Consider the following 20,402-nt stretch of genomic DNA (forward strand, 5'->3'; position numbering starts at 1 on the left):
ACCTCTCCCTAGCGATGCCGATGCTCATGGATCAACAGGGGTAAGGGAGGAAGACTTGAACTAGGAGGTAAATAACGTCTGGGTTTATGCTCTACGGCGATCGCCTCTGATTTTTGAGTTTGCCACCAACGTAGGCCAGCCGCTAATAATGCCGTCAATAATCCCAAAGAGAGTAAACTCCACTGTTCTCCCATTCCACCAATGACGATATCCACCGCACCGACAATTAAAATGAAGCTAGAGATGGGTTCTTTACGGTAAGCAACTTTGAGAAAACGAGGTAGCAAAGGAGTCATGGGGTTAAGGATTGCGAGAACGACTGCCAACGCTTGAAGTTACAAAATAGTCGGTTGAAAAGTTGGAACAGCCTTGAGAATCTACACCCCCATTTTATCTCTCTTGTGTTACTTTAGGAAATAATTTTAAATCTCAAATCCTACACCCCTTGCTCAACAAGGATTCTGTCGTTATTTCTGAGAATAAATAAAATGTGTGTTTTCTCCTAATTTAATAGCTCAAAAGTCTTGCTATGGAAGGACTTTAGTATTTGAGGACTGAAAATGTCTTCCTAGACTAACAGGATGTGACCTTTATTTGATGAAGGCAAAGAAAAGTGTTAACATGAGATGAAAAGTGACAAAGGGGAAACAATGATGACAGCAAAACTAATTAATGTAGAGGGTTCAAAGATAAAAATAGAACTAACATTAGAACTAAGTCGTTCAATGTTGGATACAGAAATAAATATTCAAAAAGGCTTAAACGAAGTAGGTTGCATCGCCAGCAAAGAAGCCTTGAAATATTTAGATACAGATGGTTCACCCTTAAAAATCGGTGAAGAGCTCTGGAAGAGTAAGGGAGAGCAACCGAAAGAATATCAAACACCTTATGGTGAGGTTATAGTGAATTGTCATGTATATCAGCGTTCAGTAGGAGAAAAAACTTATTGCCCCTTAGAAAGAGAAGCAAGGATAATCATAACATCACCCCCATTATTTGCAAAACAGGTATCCTCAAAAATGTCAGGTATGGCGGATAAAGAAGTGAAAAATGATTTATTAGAAAATCACTACCTGTAAATAATTCGTTGATAGCTTTTCCTGTGAAAAGGGATGATAAGACTTCTGTGATAACATCAGGCATAATCAACGAAAAATTTACAGCAAGAAACATTTTATAGATGTGTTATCCCCTTTTCTTTGGCAATGGATGTTGTTGTATGCTGCCGTGATTGTCGTTATGGGTAAACTCTGCTGGTTAGCGGGTCTAAAAAATGCAACTTCTACGGAACTCAATATGGCCAATTTATTGAACCCAATCCTGGCTATTTTTGGTACTGGTATCGTGTGATCAAAGCTAGAAAAAGTTATGGTGTAAGAGTTTGAGAAAATAGAAAATAACTTACGACTGGACATATTCCCGTTTTTGTTATACTATTATTATTGTCATTATATTAAAGAAAGGGAAAACGGAAAGCAATGTCAACATTGAATAAAAGCTCAATTGACCTCCTAAGTGATATTGGCTTACCTCAAGAGAAAGAGGAAGCCTTATTTCAGAAAAACTGCCCTCATTGCTATAGTGAAAAAGTAAAAATACATTCTCATTACCAAACGAAAGGTAACGGGGAACGTAAAATGTTCATCTGTCAAGAATGTAGTTCTTGTTTTGCTGAGACTTATGGTAGCGTAATCGCTGGCTTAGAAACCCCATTAAGTGAAATTGTAAAAGTATTAAAAGCCAGAATGGAAGGAATAGGATTAAATGCAGCAGCCCGAGTATTCGGCTACGCAAAAACAACAATATTGAATTGGGAAAAGAAATTATCAGGATTACAAGAGACATTATTTTTATACGCCTTAGTGAATGAATTTGTTAAATTAGTAATAGAAGGGGATGAACTATACACAAAAGTTGGAAAAAATAAAGAAGCAAGTGCCTCTGAGGGGTGGACAATCGTGCTCATGGACAGGGCTAGCCGCTTTATTTGGCATTTAAAATGTGGTAAAAAAGAGCAGAAATTATTTCTAGAAGCAATGATGACGGTAGCGGAATTATTTGAAAGGAGTGCAGAATCTCTCCAGTTATTTACAGATGGAGAAAAGCGATATAGTCAACTGCTATTTAATATTTGTCACGAAGTATTAAGGACTGGGAAGCGAGGTCGTCCCACCAAAGTATTACCGAAGGGTATGGTGGTAAGATTAAAAAATAAGAGTAGTAAACGTCGAGATTCTGAGGGTAAACTAGAGAAAGTAGAAACTCCGAAAACTGAACATCCTGAGACAACAGAAAAACCAGAAGACAAGGATGTTCATGCCAACCACGTTGAGGCATTTAATAGTTCTCTACGACGCTATTTAGCCGCCTTTCGTCGTCGAACAAATACTTATGCTAAATCTGTTGTGGGATTACAGCGAGTGCTAGATATTTTCTGGATGGTTCATAACTTTGTTCGCAGCCATTTTACGACGAAAAAAGTTCCTGCGGTAGCTCTCGGTATAATTCAAAAAGGGTTAACTTGGGAGGACTTACTCCAAATTCGCCTGATTTGTTGAACCTCTTGTATTGCAACGTTTATAGCTTCTAGCTAGACGATACCAGTGCCCTATTTTTATGGCCTATTTGATTTTAGGAGAAAAACCTACTTTTGCTCAATATTGTGGTGGTATTCTTTTATTAATTGGCTTTATTTTAAGTTTGATTGGCAACCGTACTCAAATTAGCAAAACTCCAAGGGTAGAAAAAAGCAATCCCCGTGAAGCAATGGAAATGTTTATGGGATTTCGAGGGGTTTAATGGATTGGATTAAGCGTTTTCTGGAAAGCCTTAATTTTTGGGTTGAGGGATAATTTCTTGACAAGCTTGATGGCAACGAGCATACAAACTAGCGGAGGCTTCCCTCTGTCCAAAACAGAGTTGCTGATGAGTAATTAAAAGAGTTTCGTAGGGATCAGGTTGAGGCAATTCTAAAATTAAAAGACGATATTCTTCATCGGTACGGCTAGGGGAATGGGGAATTAAGCCCTTTTCATGGAGGTGTTGCAGCATGGCCAGGTATAAACAACGGCAAGCCTGATAATAATCTCCTTTTTGATGATAGGAATGCGATCGCTCTATCCAATCAGAGACAGAAAAAGATTCTGTTTTACTTAAAACCGGTAAGGAAAGGCCACGCCAACTTTTCAGATGAGATAACCACCAGCGCCGCGATCGCCAAATACTCCAGAATAGGAGTGCAAACAAGCAAAAAATTAAACTATTGGCAACGAATCTGACCCAAAATTCGGGATCTTCAATCCTGGGAGCTTTAATATCCGGCAAAGAGCCAAACCACCGCCGCCACTGTAATTCCCACCATTCTCCCAAATTTTGTTGGAGTTGTTGTAATCGCCAAGCAAGATTAACTTTTTCAAACTGAGGTGTGGTCATGGTTTTAAAAAGTTAATAACTCCTGACAAGGTTTTACAACAAATCTCAAAATCTCAACTATGGAATCTCAACTATGGAGTCAGTGAAGTCCGACGATGCTCACGCATTAACTTCACAAAATTCTCAAATAAATAGTCGGCATCGTGGGGGCCAGGGCTGGCTTCGGGGTGATACTGGACGGAAAAGAAAGGTAAGGTTTTATGACGTAAACCAGCGACGGTGCGGTCATTCAAATTGAGATGGGTAATTTCTACCTCCGCACTTAAGGATTCCTCCGTAACCGCAAAACCATGATTTTGGCTAGTAATTTCCACCCGTTGTTTTAAGCCAGCCGGTTGATTTAAACCACGATGGCCAAATTTTAATTTAAACGTTTCTGCCCCCAAGGACAGTCCTAAAATCTGATGGCCCATACAAATGCCAAAGGTGGGTTTCTGGACTTCTAATAGGGCTTTGGTCGTGACAATTCCCTCTTGTACAGCAGCAGGATCACCAGGGCCATTGGAAAGGAAAATACCATCGGGATTATGTTTTAAAATTTCTTCGGGAGAGGTAGAGGCCGGAACCACAATCACCTTACAACCGTAACTGGCTAAACGTTTTAGGATATTTCGTTTTACGCCAAAGTCTAAGGCCACAACGGTTAAGGGGGCTTGATCTTTCTGTTCTGTAACGGGGCCAAATTCCCAATTTTTGTCTGTCACCTCTGACCATTCATACACTTCTGTGGTTGTCACCTCTTTGACTAAGTTCAAACCGGCCATACTAGGCGCGGCCTGCACATGACGAATGAGGGCTTCTGGGTCAAGAATTTCTGTCGAGATGCCACCATTCATCGCACCAACGGAACGCAGTTTACGAGTCAACGCACGGGTATCAATTCCGTAGATGCCGACGACTTGGTTTTGAAGCAGATAGTCGGGTAAGGATTGCTGCGATCGCCAATTACTGGGACGATAGGTGACATTGCGAGCAATAACGCCCTTGATCTGGGGAGAGTGGGACTCCTCATCTTCAGCATTAACGCCCGTATTTCCTAATTCTGGATAGGTAAAAGTGACAATTTGACCACAGTAACTCGGATCGGTCAGAACCTCTTGATAGCCAGTCATGCCAGTATTAAATACGACTTCTCCAACGGTGGTTCCCTTTGCCCCAAAAGACCAACCTTGATAGACGGTGCCATCAACGAGAACAAGAAGAGCGGGTTTAGCCTCAGCAATTGGCATAATTTTTAAAAATATGTAAAAAGTTAGTAGAAAGGAAATAATCGCTCAAGTTAAATTAGACTGGGTAGCTAGTAAGTTTAAGGTTTCTCCTTAAAAAAGCTATGATTAATTTAGCCTAAGCAAATCCAGACCAATCTTAACAGATCCAATTCGGTAATCTGCCCTGCTAATGTCAAGTTGCCATGATGATGGTAGTAAAGTCCTATGAGTCCTAAAAAACTGACCGAAGAAGATAAGAAAGTTATTCTGGAGCTTTATCGTCAAACGCCAGAAACCACTTCTACCCTAGCCGATCGCTTTGGTGTCAGTAGTTCTACCATCAGTCGTTTTCTCAAAAATAGCTTATTAGAGGCTGAATACGACGATTTAATTCAGCAAAAGCGGTTAGCTCGTGTGCCGAAGGGAGAAAGTCAACTTTCCTTGGGTTTATTAGAGGAGTCTGAATCTGCTTCCCCTGCTGCGATCGCTGAGGAGCCGGTGGCGATCGCTGAAGAGTCTTCTCAGGAAACATCTAAACCGCCTCTGATTATTCGTTCCCGCCGGCGGCGGAGTTCTGTAACGGACGAGGAAGGTTCAGAACCTGTTGTGGTTAGCAATACAGAGTCGGAACCGGTCTCCTTTCAAACTTTCTCTACCGAAATACTGGCTAAAGTCGAGGAAACAGCCAGTTATGCTAAACCGATTCTCAAGTCCTCAATCCCTGTAGCAGCAGTTAAAAATACGGATCTTGGGGCGATCGTCAAAGACCTAGATGAGGATCTTGATGACTTAGAAGATTTGGATGACATGGATGAGAGTCTAGAAGAGGAAGAAGAAGAGGATTGGGAAGAGGCAGATGGTAGTTTTATGCCTTCTCTAACTAGTCTAGATGATATTCGGGTACTGCCTTTGGCTTCGGCCGTGTTTCCCCCTAGCTGTTATCTGGTCATTGATCGGATGGCAGAACTAATTGTGCGTCCCCTTAAAGAATTTGCCCATCTTGGTAAAATTCCCCCAGAGGAAGTTCAGCAAAAAACCCTACCGGTTTTTGACAATCATCGCGTGGCCCGCCGTTTCTCCAATCGTACTCAGCGAGTCATTAAAGTGCCAGACAGTCGCATTTTACATAAGACTTCTTCCCATCTTCAGGCCAAGGGGATTACCCGTATTTTTCTGGATGGAAAAGTGTATTCTCTGGGGGGCAAGTAAACTTTTGAGAAAAGTTATGTGCTTACCCTAGTCCAGTATTAATCTCGTTTGAATTGAGTATAAACTACACCCTAAAGTTTGAGTTGGAATTCTCCTAAAGAGGGCTGTACAGGGCCATTGTCGCCATTATCAATCGCCGGTGTGGGTAAATCTTCCACATAAACCTGCTGCCGTTGTTCTTCACTCAGGGTAATGGGAGCCAGGGTTCCTTCCGTATTATTGATTTGATAGGCCTCTATGATTAAATCCGTTGGACAACACATGGGATCAGTGTCCTTGTGTTTGAGCATCTTCAGGCGCACCTGTCCGTCCTTAATCCTAAGGGTTTGTACGCGCACGCGATCGCCGAGGGGATAGGTATCGAGGTTAACAAGACGACCGTTCTGATTACTGACAATTGCTAAATATTCAAAGGTGCCTGATCCCCCTGTTTCCAACGCTAAAATCACAGCAGCATCGTCCACACCATCCTGATTGACATCGCCGATCGCCGTCGGTTTAATCAGCGTCAAGGTGACAGAACCCTGTTGATAACGACCATTACTGAGGGTATAACTCCCCTGATCAGGAATCTTATAGGTCGCATTTTGTAACCCATCTAAAGCGATCGCGCCTGGGGACTGAGCTAAAGGAGATAGGGGAAAAGTAAGGTTCTTAGGACTCGCTAGACTCATGGGATTAAAACTCACCATTAGACCGACACAAAGCCCCAATCCAAAAGCACGTCGATAAAATTTACGCATAAAAATTTTCTATTCCCAATACTTGTTGGTTTCGGAAGTGGTACAAACCATATTGTATTTGTTGGTTAAGGCCGTCATCCAGGATTTCATCTGATCCTGCCCACCGTCTCCTTTTAACCAATAGACGGAAATTAAGCCCATCGTTTCCGTTGGCTCACAGGAAAAGGTTTGTTTTTTACCAGGAATATCAGATAACTTTTGAGCACACTGCCAGACCTTACTCTCTTGCGTTAACTGGTTCCAGAAACTAATATCTTTAACCTCAACTGCTACCATTTTGTCTCCACTATTGCAAACCCAGGTCGTGAGTTGAGTCGGATCTCTGAGAACATCATCCACATTTGATTGTTGGAGGGCATCATTGGCATTAGGAAGAGAATCACCTGGAGCCACCATGTCACTGGGTTGGGGCATCCCTGACGCAGGAGGAGTAACCTTCGGAATATTGAGAGGAGGGTATTGAGCCGAAATAGCTAGGGGAAATCCTAGCCATTGCACCGTACCAATCAAAAGAGTAGCAGCTAAACCAGAGTAGGAAATTAGGGGCTTCATCATTGGGGCGACTGACCTAAAGAAAATAATGTAGGGATTGCTGTAACGAAGAGAAACACTGATACTCTCTTGAAAATAACATTTTTCTGGGTAGTAAGGAACCCAAGATATTAAAGACTTTCTTTCGGGTAAGCCCAGCATTCTGAAACGGGTGTTGAATCAGGCAAAGTCGCCATTATAAAGATGCCACTGCGGTTAATTCAACTCGCTGGGCTTTATTTAATGCCCACATTCCGTACTTGGCAACAAGAATTTTGATTAATACGAACAAGTCTAGATTAGCAGAAGTGCTTCCCCACAAAGGTTTCAGGAATCACAATCTGCTGATCAACAAAAGTACGCCTCTTTATGCAGCACAAAAGCACTGATAAACGCACTACTATAGTCTTTCCTTCTCTGTCTATATCTAGTGTTATGATGGCTAATGATGCCTACATATAGCGTGTAAATTTTAAATTATTTATTTTCTTCTAATTGGTACGGAATATGGGTTAATGCCTTTAAAACCACTGGACTTCCTGTTTTTACGGGGTCTGGTGGGCAGACAAAATTTAATCGGATTCGATTAAGTCTTCCTAAGACTCACTGGGTTGATGCCGCCTGTGTTGGAACAACCGAGTCCTTGAAAATCCTTATAATTCAGTGGTGACGCACTTCCAAGCAGCAAAATCCTTTCCCGTGTTTCTCTTTGCCTTGGGCGACTTGGCTCATCGCTCGTCTGGGCAGTTGGTCTGGCTATCGCTCTCAACGTCCCCCTGGTATGCCTACCTTAATACACGGGCTGCGACAGTTTGAGTCCATTCTGCTCGGATGGAAACTAGCTCAGACTCTAGGCGTTGCTGACTTGAGGTATGAATCTCTAAAGATGCAATTTTTAAAACATTGACTCACACTGGTTTCTAGATGTATGCAAAATTCTATTTCATACCCTGATTAAGCAACGCCCTCAGACTCTACTTGTGTGTACACAGTAGCGTCAAGCATGGGGATTGGCAGACAGATGGCTTTTAAGAAAATGATAAACGGCGATCGCGCTTAAAGGCTTAACGTCAAGATCTAGTGCGGTCAGCTAAGGCGTGGAAGCCCTAGGCTATGATGAGTTTGGGGGATCTTGATCAGAAACCTTTGCCTCACACCTTTGTTCTAGTGCCATGAGCCTTAAAAATAAGAAGTCTTTTCCTTTACCCAGTTTGTCTCCTCTCAGCAATTTGTTATTGGCGGCCGGCGGGGTGATTCTGCTCATTGCCTTTTTTTTTCCACGCACCTCCGAACAGATAGCTCTGCGTCCCTATAGCCAATTTCTGAATGATGTCGAGAAGGGCCGGGTGGCACGGGTAAAAGTCAGTGATAAATTAATTCTATTTCAGCTTAAACCCTCTCCCCTAGAACCGAGCGGCGATCTTTTTCCCCTTCCCTCCAGTCCGCTCATTCCCTCAGAAGAAAGCAATAATCCGTTCCACACCTCGTCGGGAAATGCAAGGGAGAATCTAGAGAGTGAAGCCTTAAATTCTTCGACTAATCGGGAGACAGTTTTTGGGACGGTTCCCCTCAATGATCCCCGACTACCAGAAAGACTTGAAAAACAGGGGGTTATTTTTGAGGCGGTTCTACCTCCTCAGCCCAATTGGATCTCAACCGTATTGGCCTGGGTGGTTCCGCCCCTGATCCTGGTCTTTGCCATGCAATTTTTGCTCTATCGGGGAGACGATAAGTATTCCCTTGCCTTTGGAAAGAGTAAGGCCAAGATCTATGTGGAAGGAGAATCGGAAAAAATCACCTTTTTAGATGTGGCAGGTGCGGAAGAAGCGAAAACAGAGTTAGTGGAAATTGTCGAATTTCTCAAAAGTCCTGATCGCTTTAGTCAGATTGGGGCGCGGATTCCCAAGGGGGTATTGTTGGTGGGGCCACCCGGAACTGGCAAGACACTCTTGGCTAAGGCTGTGGCCGGGGAAGCCGGTGTAACCTTTTTTAGTATCTCAGCTTCGGAATTTGTGGAATTATTTGTCGGCACGGGAGCGGCCAGGGTACGGGATCTCTTTAACCAAGCAAAACGTCAGGCTCCTTGTATTGTCTTTATTGATGAGTTAGACGCGATCGGCAAATCTCGTAGTAGCGGTGGCACACAAAGTGGCAGTAATGATGAAAGAGAACAGACTCTCAACCAGCTTTTGACAGAAATGGACGGTTTTAATGCCAGTGACTCTACGGTCATTGTTCTAGCGGCCACCAATCGTCCTGAAACCCTCGATCCGGCCCTACTGCGCCCTGGCCGTTTTGATCGCCAGGTATTGGTCGATCGCCCTGATTTGGCCGGTCGTTTAGCCATTCTTGATGTTTATGCCAAAAAAGTTTGTTTAGCCGCCGGCGTGGATCTCAAAGCGATCGCCACCCAAACCCCAGGATTTTCAGGAGCGGATCTCGCTAATTTGGTCAATGAAGCGGCTCTCTTGGCTGCCCGTAACCAAAGAACCGAAGTGTTATTGGGAGACTTTAAAGAGGCCATTGAACGTCTAGTGGCCGGTTTAGAAAAGAAAAGTCGGGTTCTCTCCGAACAGGAAAAGAAAGTGGTTGCCTATCATGAAGTGGGTCATGCCTTAGTGGGGGCGGTGATGCCAGGGGGCGGCAAAGTTTCCAAAATTTCCATCGTGCCCAGGGGCTTATCGGCTCTTGGTTATACCTTGAAAATGCCCACAGAAGACCGTTTTTTAATGACTCAGCAGGAATTATGTCAACAAATTGCCATGCTGTTGGGGGGGCGGGCCGCCGAGGATTTGATTTTTGGAGATGTCACCAATGGAGCCTCAGGGGATCTGCAACGGGCAACGGATATTGCCGAGCAAATGGTAACGCTCTACGGCATGAGTACCAGCTTAGGCCCCTTGGCCTATAATCGTTCTGCCGCTAGCAATTTTTTAGGCAATGGTACTGGGGATTTTCGTCGTTTGCATAGTGAAGAAACCGGAAAGGCGATCGATGCTGAAGTTAAACTGATTGTAGAACGGGAATATGAACTGGCTAAAGCAATTTTGACCCAAAACCGTGAATTATTAGAGCAAATGACTCAGAAATTGCTGGAAACAGAGGTTTTAGAAGGCGAGGAATTGTATCGTTTTCTGGATCAAACCCAAGCATCAACTAACTTGATAAAATAGAGCCAGTCTTCTGTAACTTTTCTGTCAACGATTATGGGTGGAATATTTTCCTTTGTTGTCATTGCTACCTACATCAGTGGCATATTCGTTTTTTGGTCGGGCTATAAGCGAACCAACTTTAGTCCTAATCTTTTGAGTCGTCTCTATCTTTCCCTGGCCTGGCCAGTTCTTTTCGCGGTCAATGCCAGTTATCGTCGGAACTTTAAAAAGGCTCTGAGAGGCTATTAGGGGAATTTCTGATAAAAATTAACAGCCAGTCTCCCAGTATTGGAGGATTTTGTTGAACCAAAATATCTGTATCTATCCCTATGCCTGTTTATTTTTTTTGGGGTGAAGATGACTTTACGCTAAACCAAGCCATCAAACAATTACAGCAGCGTGTGCTTGATCCGGACTGGATTGCCTTTAATTTTGAAAAAATTGCCGGAGATGATTCCGAAGCCACTGAACAGGCCTTGAATCAAGCAATGACTCCGCCCTTTGGCTTTGGCGATCGCCTGGTGTGGGTAGAGGACTCTAATTTGGGACAACAATGTACTGATCCCCTGTTGGCCAGGTTAAAAGCGACTTTACCTGTCATTCCGTCTCAAAATCATCTCCTGTTTAGTAGCAGTAAAAAGCCCGATGGCCGGCTCAAATCAACTAAATTGCTGCAAGAGCAGGGACAGATGCGGGAGTTTTCTCTAATTTCCCCCTGGAGAACCGATGAGTTAGTGGGACAAATTCAAGCGATCGCCCGTGATCTTTCCCTCTCCTTAACCCCCCAAGCCGAAGCCTTTTTAGCCGAAGCTTTGGGCAATAATACGCGACAGATTTGGAATGAATTACTCAAATTACAGTTATTTAAAGGGGAGCAAACTAAACCCTTAGGTATTGATGAGATCAGTCAACTCATTAATGCCAGCACTCAGAATAGTTTGCAATTAGCTGAAGCCATTCGTCAGGGCAAAGGAGAAAAAGCCTTGCGTTTGGTGGATGAACTGTTAACGCGCAATGAACCGGCTCTCCGTATTATTGCAACTTTAGTCGGTCAATTTCGGACTTGGGCTTTAATTAAAGTGGCTCTCGAAACGGGTGAAAAAGATGAAAAGGCGATCGCGGCCTTAGCTGAAATCAGTAATCCTAAACGGCTCTTTTTTCTCCGCAAAGAATTACAAACGATTACAGGAAAACAGTTACTCGCGACTTTACCTCTGTTAATGACTCTGGAATATCAACTCAAACGGGGGGCAGATCCTCTGGCTAGTTTACAGACCAAAGTGCTAGAACTCTGCCAAATCTTTGTTCCAGTTCGTCGTTAAGGTATTTTGGTTATGTTCTGAATCGGTGGAAACGAGTTTAAATGAGGCATCCAAATTCAACCCGATTGATAAATATTTCAAGGATAATATTGTGTATCATAATGGACTTGAAGAAGTGAATTTTTCTTTGCAAAGCGTTTGATTCCAGTCTTTAATGTCAAGTATTTCTGCTCGACTCGACTTTTAGGTGATAATTATCTAGGGCTTGCTGAAAAAGTCAAAAAACGAAAGAAATGTGGGTTAGGGAAGTATGGACTGAAAAAGCATAGATAACTTATCCTTATGGAAACAAATCAAAATACAGATTTTGTTTAATCTATTGTTCCTTTCTGTCTAAAAAGGTCAACACAAATCACTCCTCACAAAAGAGAGGAAAATTAACACCATTTTTCACAAGAAAAACGACTCTACAACTTTTTACTTTTTGTTTTCTTTTTTGTCTTCTGAAGTAGAGTAGAAAGATTCATTACCAAAAAGTTCATCGCAATTACCGTTTCCGAGGTCTCAGGTAGTTTGGCCATCACTCGACCAAGACTAAATTTCCTCTTTCCCTGTCCGAATTTACCCTCAATGGCATTACGCACTCTTTCATCTGAGCGTGCCTCTTTCTTTTTTTCTTTGCTCACCTCTTTCGGCGGTCTTCCCAATCGGGGACCACTCATTCTTATATCCCTTTCTTTACAATAAGCTCGATTCGCTTTTGTTCGATAGATTTTAGGCTCTCCTGAATAAAGAGTTATAATCAAAACTTATCACGAAAAGCAAGCTAAAAAGCGACTTCGCATATTATCAAAGTTAACAAATCCATAAGCTTGACGCTTAATTAGCTTCAGACGATTATTAATTCCTTCCATCGCCCCATTCGTTGTTCGACTTAAAAAGTAATTACAAATAGAGTCTAAATGACTCCGAATTGTGCTAATTAGGGCTTGCTGAAAAAAGCTGAAACCTTTACGGAGAAAAATAGTAGGCGAATTAAGAACCGCTAGAATGCACGAAAATAGGGTAGAATGCCTCAAAACCATTGCATTAAGAAGAGAGAAAGCAGATGTACCGAAAGCAACAGTACTCAATTGAAACACCAGAAAACTTGAAAAATCTGTTCGGCGGGCAGTTAGATGAAGAAAATCGTTGGATAGAAATGTCAAAAATGATTCCCTGGGAAGAATATGAGGAAGAATATGCAAAAAACTTCACAGAAAAAAAAGGAGCCCCAGCCAAATCATTTAGAATGGCATTAGGAGCATTAATTATCAAAGAAATTTCAGGAAAAAGTGACAGAGAAACAGTAGAACAAATAAAAGAGAACCCTTATTTACAGTACTTTATAGGAATGGAAAGCTATAGTAGCAAAGAAGCATTTAATGCGTCAATGATGGTTCATTTTCGTAAAAAAATAGGAATGGAATTAATAAATAAAATTAATAAAGAAATAGAAAAAAAGCGACGGGTGTAGCGTCAGAAAAAAAAGAAAATGAAGGAAAGTTATTGTTAGATGCGACTTGTACACCAGCAGATATAAAATATCCAACGGATATAGGAATATTGAATGATGCCAGAGAAAAAACAGAAAAAATAATAGATAAGCTGTATGAAGAAATAAAAGAGAAAAGGAAAGAAAAGCCGAGGACTTATAGGGAAGTGGCAAGAAAAGAGTACTTAGCCATAGCAAAAAAACGTCGTGTGTCAAAAAAAGAAAGAAGAAAAGGAACAAAAAAACAACTAGGATATATAAAAAGAAACTTGTCTCATATAGAAAAAATGATAGAAGAGGGAGCAAAGTTAGAAAAACTAACGAAAAAAGAGCAAGAAGAGCTTGTAACGATAGGAAAAGTGTATGAGAAACAGTTAGAAATGTATGAAAAAAAGACAAATAAAGTAGAAAACAGAATTGTGAGTGTAAGCCAACCTCACGTGCGTCCAATAGTGCGTGGAAAAGCGGGAAAAGCAGTAGAGTTTGGAGCTAAAATATCGGCAAGTAATGTGAATGGCTTTGTCTTCTTAGACAAATTAAGTTGGGATAATTACAACGAATCGGGAGATTTACAAGCGCGAATAGAAGAATATAAAAGGGAAACAGGATGTTATCCGGAATCTGACTTTTCCCGTTAAGTCCAAAATCCAGCAATGCAAACTTCTAGAGGCTTTATCTGGCAAGGGTTTGAGTAATGATTCTCTTGACAGGAAAAAAATATTCTGAAGCCATCATCCCGCTTATCGTTCAAATTTCAAAAACAAAGGATGAAGGGAGTATGAGACTGTAAAATGGAGAAAATCTTAAAGGGCAGGTCAAAAAATGTTGGAATGGTGGACAAAAAACTTTGCCAGTTGTGAATTGGGAGACGAGAGGCTAAACAATCGTGCCTTCTCGATTGGGAAAAAGTTAAGTGAGGGGTTTGGAAAAGCCTTATCAGAAGTGTTTAAGGGAGGAAACGAGTTAAAGAGGGCCTATGAATTTTTGGGAATCCGAAAACAGACTTTGTCAAGATAATAGAGCCGCACTGTGAAATGACAACTGCCGCCGTAGAAGAATATAAGATAATGCTATCAGTCGGAGATACGACCTTCTTAGATTATCGCAATATCAAGGAAAAAAGGGAAGGGTATGGGCCGACTGGAAAAGGAGGGAATGGATTAATACTGCATAGTGCTTTAGCAATTGAGCCAGAAAAAGGACAAGTATTAGGTTTATTATGGCAAAAACTGTGGAATAGGGAGGTAAAAGAAAAGCCCCCAACAGATGAAACGGCGAAGCAGAAAAAAGAAAGACAGAAAGAACAAAGAAAAGCAGCTCGTCAAAGACCATTTGAGGAAAAAGAATCCTACAAATGGGTAGAGGCTCTAAACACCTGTGAGAAACAGGTAGAAAGTTCAACGAGGGTAATTCATGTATTTGACAGAGAAGGAGATGTTTCAGAAGTCTTTGACTCAGTGCGTCAACTCAAGCATACAGGAGTGCTGGTCAGAGCGTCTCATAATCGTAGTTTAGACAAAAATAGTGAACGACTTTGGCAACATTTGGAATCAGAACCGATTCGTTTTCATCAAGAAATCGAGATTCCGAGTACAGGAAAAAGAAAAGCACGGAAGGTTAAGCTTGCCGTCCGATTTTGCTCAGTTAATCTACGAACTCCCTATCGTTTTGATAATCGTGACCCGTTGAATGTCTATGCTGTTTATGCGACAGAAATCGATTGTCCCGAAGGCGAAACTCCTTTATCTTGGATGCTTCTGACTACAGAAGTTGTTGAGACTATTGAGATGGCTGTCACTATTCTTCGTTGGTACACCTACCGATGGCGGGTTGAAGAATTTCATAAAGTCCTTAAGTCTGGTTGTCAGAGTGAGCGTTATCGACTTGCCTCTGATGGAATGAAAACTCTTTTGGGTTTTTTAAGTGTCATTGCTGTTGAACTTTTACACGTTACTTATCTTCATCGTACCCAGCCCGATGCTCTCGCGATTGAAATTCTTAATCCTCTTCAACTTCAGGTGTTAAAAGCAGCCGCCTCTCAAAAACTTCCCCCTATTTTGACTGTTGCTTGGGCTGTCGAGTCTGTTGCTTTTCTTGGTGGTTATCTTGAACATCGTCGTAAAACTCCTCTCGGTATCCAAGTCCTTTGGCGCGGTTGGTTGAAGTTGCATGACCTTTGCCAAGGCTGGCAGCTTGCAATCCGCACTTAACGGGAAAAGTCAGAATATTGGCGTGCTTAATTTTGTAAGCCGCTCCTTTGCCGATGGATACCAAATCTTTTAGGGTCTGACGTTCTTCTTGACTTAATCGGACAATATAGGTCTTGAGCATGGTTACTTAGGGCTTGCTGAAAAAGTCAAAAAACGAAAGAAATGTGGGTTAGGGAAGTATGGACTGAAAAAGCATAGATAACTTATCCTTATGGAAACAAATCAAAATACAGATTTTGTTTAATCTATTGTTCCTTTCTGTCTAAAAAGGTCAACACAAATCACTCCTCACAAAAGAGAGGAAAATTAACACCATTTTTCACAAGAAAAACGACTCTACAACTTTTTACTTTTTGTCTTCTGAAGTAGAGTAGAAAGATTCATTACCAAAAAGTTCATCGCAATTACCGTTTCCGAGGTCTCAGGTAGTTTGGCCATCACTCGACCAAGACTAAATTTCCTCTTTCCCTGTCCGAATTTACCCTCAATGGCATTACGCACTCTTTCATCTGAGCGTGCCTCTTTCTTTTTTTCTTTGCTCACCTCTTTCGGCGGTCTTCCCAATCGGGGACCACTCATTCTTATATCCCTTTCTTTACAATAAGCTCGATTCGCTTTTGTTCGATAGATTTTATCCACATGAACCGATTCCGGATAACATCCTGTTTCCCTTTTATATTCTTCTATTCGCGCTTGTAAATCTCCCGATTCGTTGTAATTATCCCAACTTAATTTGTCTAAGAAGACAAAGCCATTCACATTACTTGCCGATATTTTAGCTCCAAACTCTACTGCTTTTCCCGCTTTTCCACGCACTATTGGACGCACGTGAGGTTGGCTTACACTCACAATTCTGTTTTCTACTTTATTTGTCTTTTTTTCATACATTTCTAACTGTTGCTCATACACTTTTCCTATCGTTACAAGCTCTTCTTGCTCTTTTTTCGTTAGTTTTTCTAACTTTGCTCCCTCTTCTATCATTTTTTCTATATCAGACAAGTTTCTTTTTATATATCCTAGTTGTTTTTTTGTTCCTTTTCTTCTTTCTTTTTTTGACACACGACGTTTTTTTGCTATGGCTAAGTACTCTTTTCTTGCCACTTCCCTATAAGTCCTCGGCTTTTCTTTCCTTTTCTCTTTTATTTCTTCATACAGCTTATCTATTATTTTTTCTGTTTTTTCTCTGGCATCATTCAATATTCCTATATCCGTTGGATATTTTATATCTGCTGGTGTACAAGTCGCATCTAACAATAACTTTCCTTCATTTTCTTTTTTTCTGACGCTACACCCGTCGCTTTTTTTTCTATTTCTTTATTAATTTTATTTATTAATTCCATTCCTATTTTTTTACGAAAATGAACCATCATTGACGCATTAAATGCTTCTTTGCTACTATAGCTTTCCATTCCTATAAAGTACTGTAAATAAGGGTTCTCTTTTATTTGTTCTACTGTTTCTCTGTCACTTTTTCCTGAAATTTCTTTGATAATTAATGCTCCTAATGCCATTCTAAATGATTTGGCTGGGGCTCCTTTTTTTTCTGTGAAGTTTTTTGCATATTCTTCCTCATATTCTTCCCAGGGAATCATTTTTGACATTTCTATCCAACGATTTTCTTCGTCTAACTGCCCGCCGAACAGATTTTTCAAGTTTTCTGGTGTTTCAATTGAGTACTGTTGCTTTCGGTACATCTGCTTTCTCTCTTCTTAATGCAATGGTTTTGAGGCATTCTACCCTATTTTCGTGCATTCTAGCGGTTCTTAATTCGCCTACTATTTTTCTCCGTAAAGGTTTCAGCTTTTTTCAGCAAGCCCTAGTTATACCCCACATTCCGCAGGTAAGTCAAGAGACAAAGTAGTACTTTTGACATGAAGAGCCAAGAAAGGAAAGAATATGTTTGTGTTTGGAGGTCAAATTAACGATAGTTTGAATGCCGTCAATCTCTACTCTAACCAACGGATAAACAGAAAAGACTGAAAGACCCAAAGCAGAGTGGGAATGGCGGTCGGTTTACCCTTTTGATTAGGAATAGTCTGATGGGCAAGAGCCAAAGCCTGTCGTAGGCGACGTTGTGCCAAAGTATAAACCAATAAAGAGACAACCATAATCATCATCAAAGCCATAATGCGTTGAGGATTCTTGAGAAAAAGAGCAGAGGCAAAAAAGAAAGGGTCTTTGAGAAAGCGAAAGCCGCGCTCGGTGTTTTGTTGAGCCTTATATTCAGCCAACATCTGATCGGGACTCAAAACCTGAGAATCAAGAACATTAGTAGCTAAAATAAAACGTCCAGCCCGTTTAGATGCGGCTTCCAAGCAAGAGGAATCAAGGCTTAATTGCCCAGTTAAGCGGTAATGAAAACCGAGAGGGGTAGCCCCTTGTTTCGGTCTTCCTCCCTTGGCATAGTAAGGAATAGTCTGAACCTCAACTTGACTGAGTTGATGATAAGTCAAGGTTTTTGGCCAGAGTTGAGCCTCAGTAAGAGCATCGGCCTCACAAGCAAAATTCTGTCCACAAAGTTTCTGCCATTCTTTTTTGACAACTTTATCGGCTTTCTCAATTTTTTGACTTATAGCTTTATTATCGGACTGGAGACGTTGAGCACTTTCGACCACAAGCCATCGTTGCTGTTCACCCCCATATTCCGAAGCCCTCACTTGCCAACGATAACCGTCCTGTTCACCCTGCTGCCATTGGTCTTCTGATATATTTGCCAAAGTCTCAGTGGCTTCTTTCAGAGGGACACGACTTAACCATTGAATTGACCTCGCCATGCCCACATTTTCCGCCGTATAAAAAGCTCCATCAATCACCGATAAACCTTCCATATTCAACCTTTCTTGACAGTCTTTGATTATCTGGGGAAACACCTTTTTATCCGATTCATTGCCATCTCCTAATTGCATAAAGAGAGGGACACCACCATCTCCACTACATATCATATTTAACATAAACTGTTTTAGGTCTGGTCGTTTATCTCTGGAATAACCAAATTTTATTTTTATGGCTTTTGTCTGCTCGTCTTCCTCATCTTCTATCCTTTCCTTATACTTCCCTTGTACGGGTGCGACCTTTAGTTGATAAAAGCTGTTGTAATCAGGGTTCTACAGGGAACCCATATTGATCAAGTTTTGCCCAAAATTGACTCCATCGTTCCTTGGTCAATACCAAAGCTCGTAGGCTCAAAATAATTCCTGCTCCTTTTTCCTTCCATCGCATCCCTGAACAACATAATCGTTGTTTGACCAACGTCTTACAAGCTGCTTCCGTAACACCTGAACCAATCGGATACTTTTTCTCTATGTATTCAGCATAATCCATTTGATGCTGATGATTCTCGTAATAAGTAATCGCCGCTTGTAGTTTCTCGGTAAGATTCTTAGAATGACTTTTTTCTTCTTTGACTTCTTTCATCAGATTTAGCAGTTCTCCTGCTTTTCCTTTTTCATGCTTGAGTTCTCGACAATTTTCAGTCAACCATTCTTTTTGTTTTGACACGGTATTCGGATGCAACGCTTCTGCCAAGGCACCTAAGTAACCAGAGGCATGATAGAAATCTAATATCTGTTCTTCCGTTTGCTTTTCTAAAAACTTCCAATTTGATTCTGCCCCGTCTGCTATCCCGACCAATGTTGCCTCTGGATAACGGTTTTTCGCTCGCTCAATTTCTCTTTCTAATCTTTCTAGAAAACTCTTTTTTCCATACTCTGGTGCCGCACCTAGATAGATTGTAGGTTGACGTTCGCCTTCACTATCGTATAGGGAAACGGTTCCCACCATTGCTTCACGGTAGCCATCCTCACACATCAGCATACAGGTTCCATCTAATCCTATTCCCACTGTTGCAATTTGGCTATCCTCCTTGGGCGGGGCATAACTCCACGCTTCTTCTTTTGCCTGTACCACACTTCCTACTGCTTCACTCAATCTTTGGATATAGGATAGCGCTACTTTTCTACCATGATTTTCTAATAAATCATTTTTCACCTCTTTGCCTGCCATCCCTGACATTTTTGAGGATACCTGTTTTGCCAATAATGGCGTTGATGTTATGATTATCCTTGCTTCTCTTTCTAAGGGGCAATACGTTTTTCCTCAAAGGTGAACGCTGATATACATGACGATTCACTATAACCTCACCATAAGGTGTTTGATATTCTTTCGGTTGCTCTCCCTTACTCTTCCAGATTTCTTCACCGATTTTTAAGGGTGAACCATCTGTATCTAAATATTTCAAGGCTTCTTTGCTGGCGATGCAACCTACTTCGTTTAAGCCTTTTTGAATATTTATTTCTGTATCCAACATTGAACGACTGAGTTCTAATGTTAGTTCTATTTTTATCTTTGAACCCTCTACATTAATTAGTTTTGCTGTCATCATTGTTTCCTCTTTGTCACTTTTCATCCCATGTTAACACTTTTCTTTTCCTTCATCAACTAAAGGTCACACCCCCTTGTACAGACATTGAGGTTGAGTCTAAATGCTTTGACTTTTGTTCTATTCCAAAGATTGCTGCCGCTTTTAGGACTATTTTCGTGAACCGGTTTTTTACCCCCACTCCAAATACCTTATCCAATGACCTTCCTAGCTTGTCATCATTTAAATCTTCTGCTTTTATTCCTTCTCCTAATAGGTATTCTAATGCTTTTCCTTTAAAAAACTCACTCAACAAATATAACGGAGCATTGATACATCCTAAGCAGTTTAATATCATTGCTTTTACTATTGTACCTACACTGAGCTTTTCTTGAGGATGAGTTCCCACTTCCTCATCGATAATTTCTACTAAACCCATTTCATCTATAATTCCCGCTACGATTCCTAAGTGGTCGAGGTCTTTAATATTTAGGTTATTCATTTTTACTGTTGATTCTATCTAAGACAAGACTCCATTTTAGAACTTTATTGACATTTTTTATCCTTGCCCGAAATCAATGCACAAGCACCGATACTAGCTCGCATGAACTAGTACTCCTCTTCGACAACCTGCGGAATGTGGGTTGAATCTTCCCCTGAGACATCGGAAGGTCTGGTGCGGTAGTGTTCTGAATCTGTGGAAGCACATCTAAATAAGACATCCAAATTCAAAGCGATTGATAAATAATCCAAGGACAATATCG

General features: G+C 41.3%; 15 protein-coding genes and 6 pseudogenes. 10 read left to right on the forward strand and 11 right to left on the reverse strand.

All coding sequences use genetic code 11. The annotated features are described in order from the left end of the window. Nucleotides 1-8: 8 nt before the first annotated feature. Nucleotides 9-326, reverse strand: coding sequence for a hypothetical protein (locus tag KA717_29295; protein UXE59794.1), 318 nt, complete (start codon nucleotides 324-326; stop codon nucleotides 9-11). A 300-nt stretch (nucleotides 327-626) separates the two neighbouring features. Between KA717_29295 and KA717_29300 the strand changes: the two genes are divergently transcribed. The 3 genes from KA717_29300 (at nucleotide 627) to KA717_29310 (ending at nucleotide 2,799) form a co-directional block, all read left to right on the forward strand. Beyond that, entirely contained in the window at nucleotides 627-1,079 is a 453-nt protein-coding gene (locus KA717_29300; protein ID UXE59795.1) for a hypothetical protein, read from the forward strand. A 399-nt stretch (nucleotides 1,080-1,478) separates the two neighbouring features. Beyond that, a complete protein-coding gene (locus KA717_29305) occupies nucleotides 1,479-2,558 on the forward strand; it encodes an IS1 family transposase (GenBank protein UXE59796.1) in 1,080 nt (359 codons plus the stop codon). A gap of 58 nt (nucleotides 2,559-2,616) precedes the next feature. Beyond that, entirely contained in the window at nucleotides 2,617-2,799 is a 183-nt protein-coding gene (locus KA717_29310; protein UXE59797.1) for a hypothetical protein, read from the forward strand. Between the two features lie 30 nt (nucleotides 2,800-2,829). On the opposite strand, the gene KA717_29315 is transcribed toward KA717_29310, so the two are convergent. Further along, nucleotides 2,830-3,432, reverse strand: coding sequence for a DUF4129 domain-containing protein (locus KA717_29315; GenBank protein UXE59798.1), 603 nt, complete (start codon nucleotides 3,430-3,432; stop codon nucleotides 2,830-2,832). Nucleotides 3,433-3,503: 71 nt separating this feature from the next. Further along, a complete protein-coding gene (gene carA, locus KA717_29320) occupies nucleotides 3,504-4,661 on the reverse strand; it encodes a glutamine-hydrolyzing carbamoyl-phosphate synthase small subunit (GenBank protein ID UXE59799.1) in 1,158 nt (385 codons plus the stop codon). 204 nt (nucleotides 4,662-4,865) lie between these two features. Between carA and KA717_29325 the strand changes: the two genes are divergently transcribed. Then, the gene (locus tag KA717_29325) at nucleotides 4,866-5,849 is read left to right on the forward strand and encodes a hypothetical protein (GenBank protein UXE59800.1); all 984 of its coding nucleotides are present in this window, start codon (nucleotides 4,866-4,868) and stop codon (nucleotides 5,847-5,849) included. 71 nt (nucleotides 5,850-5,920) lie between these two features. Here the strand turns inward: KA717_29325 and KA717_29330 are convergent, their stop codons facing one another. Continuing rightward, entirely contained in the window at nucleotides 5,921-6,592 is a 672-nt protein-coding gene (locus KA717_29330) for a hypothetical protein (GenBank protein UXE59801.1), read from the reverse strand. A gap of 9 nt (nucleotides 6,593-6,601) precedes the next feature. Beyond that, nucleotides 6,602-7,147, reverse strand: coding sequence for a hypothetical protein (locus KA717_29335; protein ID UXE59802.1), 546 nt, complete (start codon nucleotides 7,145-7,147; stop codon nucleotides 6,602-6,604). A 634-nt stretch (nucleotides 7,148-7,781) separates the two neighbouring features. On the opposite strand from KA717_29335, the pseudogene KA717_29340 reads away from it, so the two are divergent. From KA717_29340 to holA, 3 genes and pseudogenes are all read left to right on the forward strand, one after another. Continuing rightward, nucleotides 7,782-8,030, forward strand: a pseudogene (locus KA717_29340) (hypothetical protein). A gap of 265 nt (nucleotides 8,031-8,295) precedes the next feature. Next, the gene (gene ftsH / locus KA717_29345; GenBank protein UXE59803.1) at nucleotides 8,296-10,296 is read left to right on the forward strand and encodes an ATP-dependent zinc metalloprotease FtsH; all 2,001 of its coding nucleotides are present in this window, start codon (nucleotides 8,296-8,298) and stop codon (nucleotides 10,294-10,296) included. 308 nt (nucleotides 10,297-10,604) lie between these two features. Continuing rightward, a complete protein-coding gene (holA, locus tag KA717_29350) occupies nucleotides 10,605-11,597 on the forward strand; it encodes a DNA polymerase III subunit delta (protein UXE59804.1) in 993 nt (330 codons plus the stop codon). A gap of 407 nt (nucleotides 11,598-12,004) precedes the next feature. On the opposite strand, the pseudogene KA717_29355 reads toward holA, so the two are convergent. Next, nucleotides 12,005-12,313 (reverse strand): annotated as a pseudogene (locus tag KA717_29355) (transposase). Nucleotides 12,314-12,349: 36 nt separating this feature from the next. Continuing rightward, a pseudogene (locus KA717_29360) lies at nucleotides 12,350-12,481 on the reverse strand (transposase). A gap of 164 nt (nucleotides 12,482-12,645) precedes the next feature. Between KA717_29360 and KA717_29365 the strand changes: the two are divergent. The 3 genes and pseudogenes from KA717_29365 to KA717_29375 all read left to right on the forward strand — a co-directional run bounded on the left by KA717_29365 (nucleotide 12,646) and on the right by KA717_29375 (nucleotide 15,281). Then, nucleotides 12,646-13,694, forward strand: a pseudogene (locus KA717_29365) (IS5 family transposase). A gap of 199 nt (nucleotides 13,695-13,893) precedes the next feature. Then, complete coding sequence (locus KA717_29370) at nucleotides 13,894-14,088, forward strand: transposase (protein ID UXE59805.1); 195 nt, start codon at nucleotides 13,894-13,896, stop codon at nucleotides 14,086-14,088. 17 nt (nucleotides 14,089-14,105) lie between these two features. After that, nucleotides 14,106-15,281 carry an IS4 family transposase gene (locus KA717_29375; protein ID UXE59806.1) on the forward strand — a complete coding sequence of 392 codons (1,176 nt, stop codon included), beginning with the start codon at nucleotides 14,106-14,108 and terminating at the stop codon, nucleotides 15,279-15,281. 357 nt (nucleotides 15,282-15,638) lie between these two features. Here KA717_29375 and KA717_29380 read toward each other — a convergent pair. The 4 genes and pseudogenes from KA717_29380 to KA717_29395 form a co-directional block, all read right to left on the reverse strand. Beyond that, nucleotides 15,639-16,975, reverse strand: a pseudogene (locus KA717_29380) (IS5 family transposase). Nucleotides 16,976-17,227: 252 nt separating this feature from the next. Next, the gene (locus tag KA717_29385) at nucleotides 17,228-18,286 is read right to left on the reverse strand and encodes an IS1634 family transposase (protein ID UXE64809.1); all 1,059 of its coding nucleotides are present in this window, start codon (nucleotides 18,284-18,286) and stop codon (nucleotides 17,228-17,230) included. Between the two features lie 91 nt (nucleotides 18,287-18,377). Further along, nucleotides 18,378-19,659: pseudogene (locus KA717_29390) on the reverse strand (ISKra4 family transposase). A 55-nt stretch (nucleotides 19,660-19,714) separates the two neighbouring features. Continuing rightward, nucleotides 19,715-20,140 carry a DUF4277 domain-containing protein gene (locus KA717_29395; protein UXE59807.1) on the reverse strand — a complete coding sequence of 142 codons (426 nt, stop codon included), beginning with the start codon at nucleotides 20,138-20,140 and terminating at the stop codon, nucleotides 19,715-19,717. Between the last annotated feature and the right edge of the window lie 262 nt (nucleotides 20,141-20,402).

The sequence above is a fragment of the Woronichinia naegeliana WA131 genome, from assembly GCA_025370055.1.
GTDB lineage: Bacteria > Cyanobacteriota > Cyanobacteriia > Cyanobacteriales > Microcystaceae > Woronichinia > Woronichinia naegeliana.

Coding starts and splice junctions, on each gene's coding strand:
- carA (UXE59799.1), bottom strand. CDS start 4,661: ATGCCAATTGCTGAGGCTAAACCCGCTCTTCTTGTTCTCGTTGATGGC.
- KA717_29375 (UXE59806.1), top strand. CDS start 14,106: ATGACAACTGCCGCCGTAGAAGAATATAAGATAATGCTATCAGTCGGA.
- KA717_29395 (UXE59807.1), bottom strand. CDS start 20,140: ATGAATAACCTAAATATTAAAGACCTCGACCACTTAGGAATCGTAGCG.
- ftsH (UXE59803.1), top strand. CDS start 8,296: ATGAGCCTTAAAAATAAGAAGTCTTTTCCTTTACCCAGTTTGTCTCCT.
- KA717_29310 (UXE59797.1), top strand. CDS start 2,617: ATGGCCTATTTGATTTTAGGAGAAAAACCTACTTTTGCTCAATATTGT.
- holA (UXE59804.1), top strand. CDS start 10,605: ATGCCTGTTTATTTTTTTTGGGGTGAAGATGACTTTACGCTAAACCAA.
- KA717_29325 (UXE59800.1), top strand. CDS start 4,866: ATGAGTCCTAAAAAACTGACCGAAGAAGATAAGAAAGTTATTCTGGAG.
- KA717_29300 (UXE59795.1), top strand. CDS start 627: ATGAAAAGTGACAAAGGGGAAACAATGATGACAGCAAAACTAATTAAT.
- KA717_29305 (UXE59796.1), top strand. CDS start 1,479: ATGTCAACATTGAATAAAAGCTCAATTGACCTCCTAAGTGATATTGGC.
- KA717_29315 (UXE59798.1), bottom strand. CDS start 3,432: ATGACCACACCTCAGTTTGAAAAAGTTAATCTTGCTTGGCGATTACAA.
- KA717_29335 (UXE59802.1), bottom strand. CDS start 7,147: ATGATGAAGCCCCTAATTTCCTACTCTGGTTTAGCTGCTACTCTTTTG.
- KA717_29370 (UXE59805.1), top strand. CDS start 13,894: ATGTTGGAATGGTGGACAAAAAACTTTGCCAGTTGTGAATTGGGAGAC.
- KA717_29330 (UXE59801.1), bottom strand. CDS start 6,592: ATGCGTAAATTTTATCGACGTGCTTTTGGATTGGGGCTTTGTGTCGGT.